Here is a 12,561-nt window from a genome sequence, read left to right on the forward strand (position 1 = left end):
ACGGCACGTTACGCCTCGCCGCTGAGCAGCTCGTGTTCGTAGGCAAGTAGCTTTTCAATCATGTCGTCAATGTCGCCCGCCAAGGCGGCTGGTATGTTGCTACGGCTGTAACCAATCCGGTGGTCAGTGATGCGATCCTGCGGGAAATTGTAGGTCCGGATCTTCTCGCTGCGATCACCTGAGCCGATCAGCTTGTTGCGGGCATCAGACTGCTGCTTTTGTTCCTCTTCAATCTTTTGGGCCAGCAGGCGGCTGCGCAGCACGCCCATGGCTTTGGCTTTGTTTTTTATTTGTGATTTTTCATCCTGGTTGCTGACGACAAGGCCAGAAGGGAGGTGGGTGATACGCACCGCCGAGTCAGTGGTATTGACGGACTGGCCGCCGTGGCCACCAGAGCGGTAGACATCGATCCGCAGGTCCTGATCGCGGATCTCAATATCGGTTTCTTCGGCCTCTGGCAGTACTGCGACAGTAACTGTGCTAGTGTGGATACGGCCCTGGCTTTCGGTGGTAGGGACACGCTGAACGCGGTGGACGCCAGCTTCGAACTTCAACTGTTTGTAGGCCTCGACACCACGCAGTGCGTAGGTGATTTCCTTGTAACCGCCGACTTCGTTGGGACTTTCGGTAATTAATTCGATTTTGAAACCATGTACTTCGGCCCAACGGGCGTACATGCGGTACAGTTCGCCGGCAAACAGGCTGGATTCGTCGCCACCAGCGGCGGCCCGTATTTCCATGATGACGTCACGTTCGTCATTTGGGTCCTTCGGTGTCAATGCTTCAGATAGGCTGGCGTCGTTGTCGGCAATTTGAGCCGTTAGCTCGGCAAGTTCCAGATTGGCCATCTCGCGCATTTCGGGATCACCCGACTCGTATAATTCCTGGGCCTGAGCGCGCTTACTGCTGAGATCGGCACGCGCGTCGAACAGGCTGACAATGCGCTCGGCTTCAGCTCGGCGCTTAGCGAGCTTCGGGTAGTTTTTGTCGCTATAAATATCTGGATCCTGCAGCTTGCGCTCCAGTTCAACCAGCTCAGTGCGGTAAGTTTGTTCTTTTTGTTCCATCAGTAATTAGTTTACAGGATTAGTCTAGTAGAGATAAATGAATAGTAATCCCAGAGGAGTAGCTGCCCATGTGTACGTGGTTTGTTATACGGCTTTGCTGGACGCTGCGTGTTCCAGTCGCTTAGCCATGCCGGCCAGCGCAGTCTGAATATCATTGGTTTCTGCCAAGAGGTCATCGACGGATATTGTCTGATAAATCTGCTGAATTATAAGCAGTAGAGTTTCTACTTCGGCGCAGGCCTGACGTCCGGATAAACAGGCTGCGCGAAACCCGCTACGACCGCCTTTGGTGCCGCTGGCAATTGTTGTCGGTATGCTAACGGCAGCTTGCTGCAATGTCGCACCGAGTCCAAGACGTTCGGTGGCGGGCAACTGCGAAGTTAGCTGATAAATATCGACGGCAAGTTGCATGGAACGTTGCCAAATCGGCATGTCTTTGTATGAGGGGGTTGTTGGCATGTCTTCACTATACCTTATTGTCTGCTGATGCAAAATTGCTCACGCTTGAAATAGATGCGATATCGAGAATTGAAACCAGTTACTGGGCTTCTGGAGACGGGGCATCAATCTTAGTTTGAACCTGGTCGGCAGCCTTGGCAGCCTTGGCTTCAGCACGCTTAGTAAGTTTCTGGGCAGCAGCAGCGCGGCGGTCTTTGGCGGCGGCACCAGCGGCAGCGCGAGCTTTGAATTTGTCAACGCGTCCTTCGATGTCCACAATTCGCTCTTCGCCAGTAAAATAGGGGTGCGATGTACGTGAAATGTGAACTTTCACGAGAGGATATTCGACGCCGTCGATGGTAATTTTGTCATCGGCAGCGACAGTTGAACGAGTAATAAAGTTGTCGCCGTTGTTGAGGTCTTGGAAGACCACTTGGCGGTAGCTGGTGGGGTGTAATGCTTTTTTCATAATCCAAACAATAGTATCACATCTGTTGCGGAGCCGTCAACGGCAGTTCGCTTGAATTCCAAAACCTACCCATGAGCCTCGTCAACCTGTCCGCCCCTAAAATTTTTTATCTTTAGGATAAAACAATTTTGGGTCTGCCCCGCAGGTTGCCACTCAAGGCAGAGGTTTTAGATCTGACTTACGCCCTTACGCCAAGTGATGCCCGGAATGACCAGTTCAGCTTAGGTGTCGCTATTTGGCGGCCGATTTGGCTCACTAGCAGGCCGTGGCGGTACTGCCGAATAGTCGTTGCTCGGTGCAGGCGGCGCGTATCCACCGGGCTGGCGCGGTGCCAGGCTTTGAGGAGATACCGGGTTCTGGCTTTGGTTTCTACGAGCCTCGGCTTCTTCGGCCATGCTTCGTAGCACCATTGTTTTGAGCGATTCACCGATGTGGGATGCCTCGACAGGCGCCGCTAGTCCGGCTGAGCTCTGTACGTCAGATCGGTGCGCTTTGCGCTTAAAAATTTTTGATGTATTCGTAGGACCGGCGGCAGGCAGCAGTGCTCCGTCGCCAGCTCCAGCAGCGGCCGAGGTTGCGTTATTCAATGGTTGCGGCGGAAAGGCTAGGCGCGCGCCAGGCGTCTGTTTTGGACGCCGCCGCCTTCGCAGCATAACGATGATGAGCATGACGGCCAGCAGCAGCCCGGCTAGCCCAGCCCAGATAAACCATGACACGCTACGACTATCAGGTTGCGCAACAGGCTTGTTGGCGCTGACGGCAGTCAGCTTGTCAGTATTGATGACAGTGCGCAGCGTCACTGGGGAAGTCGACATGGCATCAGCTTCGCTGGCGTCACTGACTGCCGCATTAACTGTTTGTACGTAGTCTCGTCCGCTATTGCGGAAGGTCAGTTTGTAGGTACCAGCCGGCACGTCCTTGAATGACATTAAACCATCTTTATCAGAAGTGCTGGATGCTTTGAGATTGCCCAGCTGTCCTTTGATACCGGCGACTGGTTTGGACTTATCGTTTGCAAACAATACGGCGATGTTAAAGCCCTGAGTCGTAAAGCTGGCCGTCGTCGATGGTACTGTCTTAGTGTTGTTACTGCGGATGATTTGATAATAATAGGTCGTCCGCGGCGTGAGCCCGGTGAGAAGATGGATCGTATCAGTTCCATTGGTGTCGATGTCTGGACTTGTCTGATCTAGGGCAGTCGCACTACGGCTGTAAACGACGTGCACCTTGGTAGCATTGCCAGCCGGGATTTTTAGCTGGACGGCCAGCGTACCAGCGGTCACGGCAGCATCGGCATCGGCGCCAGGGTCTGCTGGATTTACCGGCGTCGGAGCTGTCGGTATAGGACGAGGTACGGGCCGCGTTACCGGACTCGGCGTCGGTGCGGGGGCAGGCGCCGGTGCAGGCGACGGAGCTGGAGCTGGTCTGTTTGCCAGACAGGCAGCTGGCAGCGTCGCCGTTCCGCCAAAGGTAGCTTTGCTGGTATCGCCGTCCAGGCCACTCGACCGGTTGACGCTGAGCGCCGTATTGGCACCTGGACCGACATTTTCGGCGACACCGGCAACCGTATAGTTTCCACCCTTAAAGAGGTTTGGCAATTGCGCCCGGAATCCATAGGTACCAGGCTTCGGGTCGCCAGGCTTAAAGCTGTCGATATATTTGTGGACGTAGAAATCGCGGTAATTCGCCCGGTTTGTCGCTGCTTTACCGGCGACACCACCGGCACTAATCGTGACATTCGGCAGCGCGAGCGAGCCGGCATTTGGATCGCTGGCCCAGCCGTAAATTGTCGTGACATTGTTCTCCAGTGCGCAGTAGTCGATAGCACCGTAGGGGTTAATGGTAGCTGCGAAGCTGGCATTGAGCATCTTGACGCCGATAAATGCAAACAAGCCCATACCGAGTACTGCGAAGACGATATTGAGTACTGTATGTGACGGTGATATAGATCGAGGCATTGGTGTATACAAAATTTATTATATTTAGGCTAAGGTATATTGCTTATGTTATCTAATAATTAGTATAGCCTACCCATCGATATTTTAAGAAGGGGTAGTGTACTTGTCTGCCGCCGCCGTATCTGTTATAATGAGGGTGTAATAACACGAAGCAGGTAGGGATATCGACCTCTTTGTCATCACCCGTGCAGGGTCGGCAAAGCTCCCACACCGAAGAACAAGGCCGAAGGAAAGGACATATTAATTATGGCTGCAGTACCTGTAGACATCAAGAAATTACTCGAAGCTGGAGCGCACTTTGGTCACCAGACCAGCCGCTGGCACCCCAAGATGGCGCCGTACATTCACAGCAAACGCGGTACCATTCACATCATTGACCTGGCTCGTACCGTCGAAGGTTTAGAGCGCGCACTCGACCTTATCAACCGCCTGACATCCGAGGGCAAGCCGATCTTACTCGTCGGCACCAAGCGCCAGAGCAAGGACATCGTCCTCAAGCTTGCTGAAGACACCAAGCAGCCATTTGTCGTCAACCGCTGGCTCGGCGGCATGCTGACCAACTGGCCAACCATCAGCACCCAGATCAAGCGTCTCAAAGACCTTGAAACCAAGATGGAATCCGGCGAACTCCAGAGCAAGTATCAAAAGCTCGAAGTCCAGCGTTTCCAGGAAGAGATCGATGACAAGAACTTTATCTACGGCGGCATCAAGAACATGCCAGCTCGTCCAGGTGCAGTCTTTGTATTCGACATGGTACAAGAAGTAAACGCTGTCCGTGAAGCCCGCAAGCTCGGCGTCCCAATCATCGGACTTGTAGACACCAATGCCGATCCGTCACTGGCTGACTACCCGATCCCATGCAACGACGACGCCATCAAAACCGTCGAACTCGTCGCTGACTACGTCCGCCAAGCTATTGAAGCCGGCCAAGCAAAGCGCGAGAAAATCGCACCAGCACCTGACAAAGACGCAGTAGCTGCATAAGCAAACACCACGCTAATAGGCGTAGGTATATAGAAGTAAATGAAGTAATTATGCACAGTCCTAATTTTGAGCGAAGAAGAGTTTTCTCTGTAAAAAGTGAATACGCTGAGGATATCCGGCAGATGTATGCGAAGGACAAACACCGAGCACTTGTTTCGGTCGACAATACTTCCTGTGACCCCACACATCGCCCATATTTAAACATGGGGCTCGAAGTTATACATTATACTCTTGAGGCGCCCGGACCTGCACCCGACAATGTCACCTATATGTAAATGTAAACAAGGAATATAACTATGGCAGTAGACATAGCAGAAGTAAAAAGACTCAAAGATTTAACTGGTGTCGGCTTGACTGACGCCAAAGCAGCCCTCGAGGAAGCAAACGGCGACTTTGATAAAGCGCTTGAAGCCATGCGCAAAAAGGGTATGACCAAAGCCGACAAGCGCGGTGAGCGTGAAGCCCGCGAAGGCGTCATCGGCAGCTACCTGCACGATAACCGCATCGGTGTGCTCGTCGAGATCAACTGCGAAACAGATTTTGTTGCCCGCAATGAGATTTTCGCAGCCCTCGTCAAAGACGTTGCCATGCACGTTGCAGCTAGCAATCCACAGTACCTCAGCTCTGATGAAATCCCAGCTGAAGACCGCGATAAAGCTGCGGCCGAATTCAGCGAAAAGCTGAAGGCAGAAGGCAAGCCGGAAAACATGGTTGGCCAAATCGTCGAAGGTCAGCTCAAAAAATATTTCGCAGAACGCTGCCTGCTGGATCAGCCGTTCATCAAGAACCCTGACCTAACCGTTGGCGATTACGTCAAAGAGCACAATGCCCGTCTCGGCGAGAACATCGTCGTCCGCCGGTTTAGCCGCCTGGCTCTCGGTGAAGTAGCCTAAGCACGACATCTCAAATAATAAACCGCCGCATACTCGCGGCGGTTTTATTATGATGCAAGAGCGAACTATGCCGGTAACTGCCGGGATGCAAACGACCTTGCGCCCTTATAGATGTTCAAAATGTTTGGAAAGCTCGGCTGCCGTGGAACTGCCGCGTAGCCGGGCTGCGGATCCGGATATTGAACATTGGTCCACGCGTCCTGTATCGTTTCAACAATCCGGCTTGCTTCGCTGCCGTGACTCGGCGCATTGTGGCAGGCGCAGCCTTCATCGATGATATGGTAACCATCTGTGAACGCATGCGACAAATCGCGCTGCCCCATCAATTTGTCATTGGCAAAATCAATACCGTATAACGACGTGCCATTTTGTTTCATTTGCTTGAGTGTTGGCGCGATGTGCGCGGTCAGGGCATACAAGCCTTCAGATGGAATCTGAACCGGATAATTGCGTAGTTTGTCTTTCATGTTTCCGGTGCCACCGCAAGCGGAGCTTTTGGCACGCAGGGCTACCGGTACTATGTCGCGGCGCCGGAAAAATCCGGACGGAGCCAAGGCTGTTAAACGGCTAATATCAAAGCTCGGCTCGTTTTTGTACAGCTGCGCCGCATCAACCGTACCAAGGCTGTGAGAAATTATTGATAAGCTATCAACGCCAAATATATGGCAGGCTGCTTGGCCAACAACTTGAGCAGACCGAGCCCGCAGCTGTCGGATAGACATCGGATTTGCTTCGCGAATATGAGTCCCAATATCTTTGCGGATGTTTGGGCGAGGAAGGCGCGGTTGTTGCAGTACGATTGCGGCTAGGCCCTGGGTTGCGCTGACCAGCTCAGTAGCAAATGGATGAAGTGATTGCGGTTTCGCCATCCAACCTTGCAGCAGCAGGGCGACTGACGTTACGTCAGCCGGATGGCCGCCGGTATATACTTTGGCTGCGACTTCAGCTTTTCCAATATCGCATGAAAACGTCGGCTCAAAATCTGAGAGGTGTCCGGTCATTTCTGCCGGAGAGACAGTCGTTCTGCGAAATTTCATTACGGAATCAGATAATTAAATTTAATTATATTATACATAAAAACTGCGTAAAGTCAACATTGAGCAATCCGGTCAATGTATCAGTGAGAGCAACAAAGGCAGATAAAATCTTGTCTAACGTAAAAAGGGCAAGGCATTATCAATAGCAACGGCGTAGCTACAGCCAATTTTCGTGTTTTCGTGTAGAATAATAGTATAACTTCAAGAGGTATTACCGTGGATCCAAATCAGTCCGTCAAAGACGCACAAACCAAATTCAATCAGGCGCTTGAACATTTTCAGGGTAATCTGAAAAGCTTGCGTACCGGCCGTGCCAGTTCGGCTATGCTTGACGGCGTTGTAGTCGAGGCATATGGTACGCCAATGCCGCTCAACCAGGTCGCAACCGTGACTGCACCAGAGGCACAACTAATCCAAATTTCGCCGTTTGATCCCAGCAACATCCAGGCGATCGCGACAGCCATACGCAACAATCCGGCGCTCGGTATGAACCCATCGGACGACGGACGGGTCATTCGGGTTCCGGTACCAGCTCTCACTGAAGATCGCCGGCGCGACATCGTCAAGCAGGTCGGGCAAAAGCAGGAAGAGTGTATGATCAGCTTGCGCGGTATTCGTCATGATGCGCTTGATACGATTGAAAAGGCCAAAAAATCCAAAGACATTGGCGAAGATGACGCCAAACGGCTCGAAAAACAGGTTGATGATGCCCTAAACGGCGTCAAGGCGAAAGCTGAAGCTGCGGCCCGGGCCAAAGAAACCGAAATCATGACCGTATAAAGCGCTTATATTCATCCGAACTACAGTAAACATTGATATACTACATCCACATGTCTCATACACCGACCGCTGCCGCACCTGCGGTTACATTGATACGAAAAGGCAATGCCGCCCAACTGACCGTGCCACGGCATTTGGGCTTAATTCTGGACGGCAATCGTCGCTGGGCCCATGAGCACAATCTGCCGCCAATGGAAGGGCACAAACAAGGCTATGAAAACCTGCGCACTATATCCGACGCCGCCTTTGCAGAGGGTGTAGAGTATGTGTCGGCTTACGTCTTTTCAACTGAAAACTGGAACCGGACAGCCGAAGAAGTCAGGTACCTGATGAAATTGCTGCTTTGGGTGCTCAAACACGAAGTTGATAATTTTAACAAACACGGCATACGCCTCCGTACGCTCGGCTCCAAACTACGTCTCGGCAAGGCTCTCGTCAAAGCCATTCATGAAGCCGAGGTCAAAACTGAAAACAACACCGGTGGAACACTATTGCTGTGCCTCAACTACGGCGGCCAGCAGGAAATCGTCGATGCGATGAAACGAATTGTTGAATCCGGCACGCCGGCATCGCAGATCACGCCGGAGCTGATTGCCGAAAATCTGTATGCCCCGGGCGTACCACCGGTTGATCTGATCATCCGGACATCTGGTGAGCAACGGCTCAGTAATTTTATGCTGTGGGAAGGTGCCTACAGCGAACTGATGTTCACGCAGACGCACTGGCCGGATTTTGGCACAGCTGAATTACAGGAAATGTTCGTAAAATATAGTAAACTACAGAGAAGATTCGGGAGTTAGACGTGCTGTTATTAATCGTGGGACTTATATTATTCATTGGCCTGGTTGTCGTACATGAGTTCGGCCACTTCATTATGGCCCGGCGCAATGGTGTCGACATCGAAGAGTTCGGCATAGGTTTTCCGCCGCGCATCTGGAAAAAGCGTATCAAAAGCCCGAAGGGCGATTATGACTTCACGATAAACCTGTTACCGCTTGGCGGCTTCGTCCGAATGAAGGGCGAGCATGATAGCGACACAACACACGGGACGTTTGGTGCCGCCTCACTAGCCGCCAAATCCAAGATTATGGTCGCCGGAGTCGTCATGAACTTGATCACGGCCTTTTTGCTGCTAACGTTCTTAGCATTAATCGGTATTCCGAAAATTGTCGAAAATCAATTTACCGTGGCAAGCGATACTAAGATCGCCAGAAGCGAGATCATTATCGGCGGCGTGGAGAAGGGGTCACCGGCTGCCAAAGGCGGTATTCAGCAGGCTGATCATATAGTATCGCTCGGCCAGTCAGGCCGTGAGCAAAAGATAACATCGTCCAAAGAATTGACGGCTGCAACCAGCAAGAATGCCGGACAGAAAGTCTCAATTACATATACCCGCAAAGGCGAAGTAAGGCAGGGCACAACGACAATCCGTAGTACCAGCGAAGTCGAAGCCAGCAAAAAAACCGATAATCCCAAAGGCTACCTCGGCGTCTATCCAACGGACTACGTCATCCAGCGCTCGACTTGGTCGGCACCGATTGTTGGCGCCGGACTCATCAAACAGTTTACTGTCCTGACATTCCAGGGGCTGGGCAATGCGCTCAAGGGGCTTGGTGGGCTAATTGCCGGTGCGGCGACAGGCAACAGCGAGGCTCGCAGCAACGGCCAGAAAAACGCCTCGGAGCAGGTATCAGGGCCGGTTGGCATCTTTGTCATTCTACGCGACGGCAGCTCACTCGGCTTCCAGTTTGTGCTGATGATCATTGCAATTATTTCGCTGACGCTGGCCATCATGAACATCCTGCCAATTCCGGCGCTTGATGGTGGTCGTTTGTGGCTGACACTAGCTACACGTGGCCTTGGCAGGCCAATTTCACAGGAAAAGGAAGAGCTGATCAATGCCAGCGGCTTCTTGCTGCTGATGCTGCTCATCGTCCTGATTACGATTGTCGACGTCAAACGTTTCTTCTGATACCTAAACGACATGATGGATTAACATAATGCAACAATCACATCCTTCCGATACATCTGATCCGCGCGCGAACAAACTACCGTGGACGCCAATCGTCGCAGTACTTATAGTGCTCGGAATATATTTCGGATCGATGATTATTGGACAGTCGATCGTCAGTATATATCCGGTGCTGCAGGGCTGGTCGGAATCGCAGGCCAACTCCTGGCTGTCCGGATCAGCGGCGATTCAGTTTGGCTACGTGCTCATTGTCGAAGTTGTGACGCTGCTGCTGCTCTATTTTGTGCTGCGCCGCCGCAAACTTGGCTTCAGGCACCTCGGACTGATCCGGCCGCGCCTGCATGACCTTGGAGTCGCGCTGATATCCTACCCGCCGTATTTTGTGCTTAATGCTATTGCCACGCTGGCAGCGACGGCACTATTCCAGCTTGATCAAACCCAGCAGCAACAGACTGGATTCGAGAACGCCACGAGCGGTACAGACCTAATCCTGACATTTTTTAGCCTAGTCGTATTGCCTCCGATCGTGGAGGAGATTGTCATGCGTGGGTACCTGTTCGGCAGCTTGAAATCAGGTATGTCGGTTGTTCGGGCTGCATTGCTGACGAGCGTTATCTTTGCCGTTGCCCACTTGCAGTTCGGCAGTGGGGCACCGCTGCTGTGGGTTGCCGCCATCGATACCTTCATACTGTCGCTCGTCCTGTGCTATATGCGCCAGAAAACCGGCAGCTTATGGCCCGGCATCGGCCTGCATGCTCTCAAGAATTTTTTGGCGTTTTTCGTATTGTTCCTGCTGCCGTATATCCGCGCGATGTCATAAGTACCTGAATCTAAAAACCTCTCCATGAGCCTCGTCAACCTGTCCGCCCCTAAAATTTTTTATCTTTAGGATAAAACAATTTTGGGTCTGCCCCGCAGGTTGCCACTCAAGGTAGATGTTTTTAGATTCAGGCCAAATTACATAGTCTAATCGCGCCATCTCTGCTACAATATTGGGCAATATGACATTGTCACACTTCGCTTTCGCACCACAGATCCCGGCTTGCCGGATTATTATGCATAGCTAATTTACAGACGTATTCCACGAATTTAACAGAGAGAAGGTGACGAACATGAGACTGTCCAATCTATTTACAAAAACCAGCAAAACCACACCTGGTGATGAAACTTCCCGCAATGCCCAGCTGCTGATACAGGCCGGCTATGTTTACAAGGTAATGGCCGGTGTTTACGCCTACACACCGCTCGGTTTGCAGGTACTGGAAAACATCAAGCAGATCGTCCGTGAGGAGATGAACGCCATCGGCGGTCAGGAATTGATTATGAGCAGCCTGCAAAAGCGCTCAACCTGGGAGGCTACTGGACGCTGGGACGACGAAATGGTCGATGTGTGGTTTAAGTCTAAGTTGAAAGATGGCACCGATGTTGGCTTCGGCTGGACACACGAGGAGGCTATTATCGAGATGATGAAGCAATATACCGCAAGTTACAAAGACTTTCCGGTAAATGTCTACCAATTCTCTACCAAATTCCGTAACGAACTGCGCTCCAAATCCGGCATCATGCGTGGCCGCGAATTTGTGATGAAGGACATGTATTCCTGCAGCCTCGATGCAGAGCAGCATGATGCATTCTACCAGGCGACGATAGATGCCTACATGCGTATATATGAGCGACTCGGTATCGGCGACGACACGTACATGACATTTGCCAGTGGCGGGGCATTTACGCAGTTCAGTCACGAATTTCAAACCGTCTGTGATGCGGGCGAAGATGTCATATATCTCGGCACAGACAAAGACGGTAAGACGATTGCCGTCAATGAAGAAGTCGGCGACGATACGACGCTTGCTGGTCTAGGCGTCAAACGGGAAGATCTACGCAAAGTCAAAACTGCCGAAGTCGGCAATATATTCAATTTTGGTACTCAAAAAAGTGAAGATACCGACTTCTGGTTTACCAATGAACAAGGTGAAAAACAATATGTTCATCTCGGCTCGTATGGCATAGGAATTACGAGGGTGATGGGCGTTATTGTCGAGAAACTGGCCGATGACCGCGGTCTGGTCTGGCCAGAAGCGGTTGCACCTGCTAAAGTATATCTGGCTCGCCTCGGCGATACCCCGGATGTTACCGATGTTGCAGATAACATTTATAGGGAATTGACAACCAAAAACGTTGCTGTATTATACGATGACCGAGACGTTCGCGCCGGAGAAAAATTCGCCGACGCAGACCTGCTAGGGATTCCGTATCGAGTAGTGGTCAGTAGCAAAACCGTCGCAGCCGGCACATACGAATGCAAGGCTCGCACGGCACAGGACAGTGAGTACATTAGCAGACAAGAGCTCATGCAAAAGTTCGGTATGTAGAAAACTGTCAGGTATATCCAAGCCTCCGACGCCACATTATGAATTTGTATTAATATCACCGACTGCAAGATAGTCGATAGAAAGAAAAGGGGAGAGACATGAAAAAATTGTTTCATCTGACAGAAGAGGGAGTAAACGAACTGAAGGCTGAGCTGGCACGATTGATCGCTGCCCGCTCTGAGGTCGCGGAGCATATCAAAACCGCCCGCGAATTTGGTGACCTTTCAGAAAATGCCGAATATCAGGTCGCACGGCAAGAGCAAGAGCGCAACGAAGCGCGTATTAGCGAAATCGAGCACATTGTCGGTAATGTTGAAATTATCCAAGCCACCAAGGGCGGAACCAAAGTTCGTTTGGGTTCAAAGGTTACACTCGAAGCGATTAGTGCGCACAGCAAATCTGCCAAGGCATTTCAGGTTGTTGGCACTGTTGAAGCTGACCCGCTGGAAGGCAAAATCTCCGATGAGTCACCAATTGGCAAAGCACTGATGGGCAAAAAACTTGGCGAAGAAGTCGAGATCAAAACGCCTGCTGAAACAGCTGTTTACAAAATCGCGACTATTGGCTAAACCCAGATAATAATTCCAGCGA

Annotated in this window: 13 protein-coding genes; 8 read left to right on the forward strand and 5 right to left on the reverse strand. The window is 51.5% G+C overall.

The genetic code is table 11. The features are described 5' to 3' along the window. Positions 1–8 precede the first annotated feature (8 nt). From prfA to VF575_00240, 4 genes are all read right to left on the reverse strand, one after another. A complete protein-coding gene (prfA, locus tag VF575_00225; GenBank protein ID HEX8182008.1) occupies positions 9–1,067 on the reverse strand; it encodes a peptide chain release factor 1 in 1,059 nt (352 codons plus the stop codon). A gap of 84 nt (positions 1,068–1,151) precedes the next feature. After that, positions 1,152–1,526 (reverse strand): four helix bundle protein, encoded by a 375-nt coding sequence (locus tag VF575_00230; GenBank protein HEX8182009.1) that lies wholly within the window; start codon positions 1,524–1,526, stop codon positions 1,152–1,154. A gap of 79 nt (positions 1,527–1,605) precedes the next feature. Next, on the reverse strand, positions 1,606–1,974 hold the full coding sequence (locus VF575_00235) for a type B 50S ribosomal protein L31 (GenBank protein HEX8182010.1): 369 nt from the start codon (positions 1,972–1,974) through the stop codon (positions 1,606–1,608). A gap of 221 nt (positions 1,975–2,195) precedes the next feature. Then, on the reverse strand, positions 2,196–3,932 hold the full coding sequence (locus VF575_00240; GenBank protein ID HEX8182011.1) for a hypothetical protein: 1,737 nt from the start codon (positions 3,930–3,932) through the stop codon (positions 2,196–2,198). A gap of 246 nt (positions 3,933–4,178) precedes the next feature. On the opposite strand from VF575_00240, the gene rpsB reads away from it, so the two are divergent. After that, positions 4,179–4,916 (forward strand): 30S ribosomal protein S2, encoded by a 738-nt coding sequence (gene rpsB / locus VF575_00245; GenBank protein HEX8182012.1) that lies wholly within the window; start codon positions 4,179–4,181, stop codon positions 4,914–4,916. A gap of 296 nt (positions 4,917–5,212) precedes the next feature. Continuing rightward, complete coding sequence (locus VF575_00250; protein ID HEX8182013.1) at positions 5,213–5,809, forward strand: translation elongation factor Ts; 597 nt, start codon at positions 5,213–5,215, stop codon at positions 5,807–5,809. A gap of 65 nt (positions 5,810–5,874) precedes the next feature. On the opposite strand, the gene VF575_00255 is transcribed toward VF575_00250, so the two are convergent. Then, positions 5,875–6,846: a hypothetical protein gene (locus VF575_00255; protein ID HEX8182014.1), complete on the reverse strand. Its 972-nt coding sequence runs from the start codon at positions 6,844–6,846 to the stop codon at positions 5,875–5,877. Positions 6,847–7,062: 216 nt separating this feature from the next. Here VF575_00255 and frr point away from each other — a divergent pair, with 216 nt between their 5' ends. The 6 genes from frr (at position 7,063) to greA (ending at position 12,539) form a co-directional block, all read left to right on the forward strand. After that, positions 7,063–7,626 carry a ribosome recycling factor gene (gene frr, locus VF575_00260; GenBank protein HEX8182015.1) on the forward strand — a complete coding sequence of 188 codons (564 nt, stop codon included), beginning with the start codon at positions 7,063–7,065 and terminating at the stop codon, positions 7,624–7,626. 50 nt (positions 7,627–7,676) lie between these two features. Beyond that, a complete protein-coding gene (uppS, locus tag VF575_00265; protein HEX8182016.1) occupies positions 7,677–8,426 on the forward strand; it encodes a polyprenyl diphosphate synthase in 750 nt (249 codons plus the stop codon). Positions 8,427–8,428: 2 nt separating this feature from the next. Further along, a complete protein-coding gene (locus tag VF575_00270) occupies positions 8,429–9,598 on the forward strand; it encodes a M50 family metallopeptidase (protein HEX8182017.1) in 1,170 nt (389 codons plus the stop codon). 28 nt (positions 9,599–9,626) lie between these two features. After that, positions 9,627–10,418 (forward strand): CPBP family intramembrane glutamic endopeptidase, encoded by a 792-nt coding sequence (locus tag VF575_00275; GenBank protein HEX8182018.1) that lies wholly within the window; start codon positions 9,627–9,629, stop codon positions 10,416–10,418. A gap of 292 nt (positions 10,419–10,710) precedes the next feature. Then, positions 10,711–11,970, forward strand: a complete 1,260-nt coding sequence (locus VF575_00280; GenBank protein HEX8182019.1) for an aminoacyl--tRNA ligase-related protein — start codon at positions 10,711–10,713, stop codon at positions 11,968–11,970. Positions 11,971–12,068: 98 nt separating this feature from the next. Next, complete coding sequence (gene greA, locus VF575_00285; protein HEX8182020.1) at positions 12,069–12,539, forward strand: transcription elongation factor GreA; 471 nt, start codon at positions 12,069–12,071, stop codon at positions 12,537–12,539. The last annotated feature ends 22 nt before the right edge of the window (positions 12,540–12,561 follow it).

This window comes from Candidatus Saccharimonadales bacterium, from assembly GCA_036388415.1.
Taxonomy (GTDB): Bacteria; Patescibacteriota; Saccharimonadia; order Saccharimonadales; family UBA4665; genus UBA4665.

Excerpts from the sequence above, each read along its gene's own strand:
- prfA (HEX8182008.1), bottom strand. The coding sequence starts at position 1,067 with ATGGAACAAAAAGAACAAACTTACCGCACTGAGCTGGTTGAACTGGAG.
- VF575_00230 (HEX8182009.1), bottom strand. The coding sequence starts at position 1,526 with ATGCCAACAACCCCCTCATACAAAGACATGCCGATTTGGCAACGTTCC.
- VF575_00235 (HEX8182010.1), bottom strand. The coding sequence starts at position 1,974 with ATGAAAAAAGCATTACACCCCACCAGCTACCGCCAAGTGGTCTTCCAA.
- VF575_00240 (HEX8182011.1), bottom strand. The coding sequence starts at position 3,932 with ATGCCTCGATCTATATCACCGTCACATACAGTACTCAATATCGTCTTC.
- rpsB (HEX8182012.1), top strand. The coding sequence starts at position 4,179 with ATGGCTGCAGTACCTGTAGACATCAAGAAATTACTCGAAGCTGGAGCG.
- VF575_00250 (HEX8182013.1), top strand. The coding sequence starts at position 5,213 with ATGGCAGTAGACATAGCAGAAGTAAAAAGACTCAAAGATTTAACTGGT.
- VF575_00255 (HEX8182014.1), bottom strand. The coding sequence starts at position 6,846 with ATGAAATTTCGCAGAACGACTGTCTCTCCGGCAGAAATGACCGGACAC.
- uppS (HEX8182016.1), top strand. The coding sequence starts at position 7,677 with ATGTCTCATACACCGACCGCTGCCGCACCTGCGGTTACATTGATACGA.
- VF575_00275 (HEX8182018.1), top strand. The coding sequence starts at position 9,627 with ATGCAACAATCACATCCTTCCGATACATCTGATCCGCGCGCGAACAAA.
- VF575_00280 (HEX8182019.1), top strand. The coding sequence starts at position 10,711 with ATGAGACTGTCCAATCTATTTACAAAAACCAGCAAAACCACACCTGGT.
- greA (HEX8182020.1), top strand. The coding sequence starts at position 12,069 with ATGAAAAAATTGTTTCATCTGACAGAAGAGGGAGTAAACGAACTGAAG.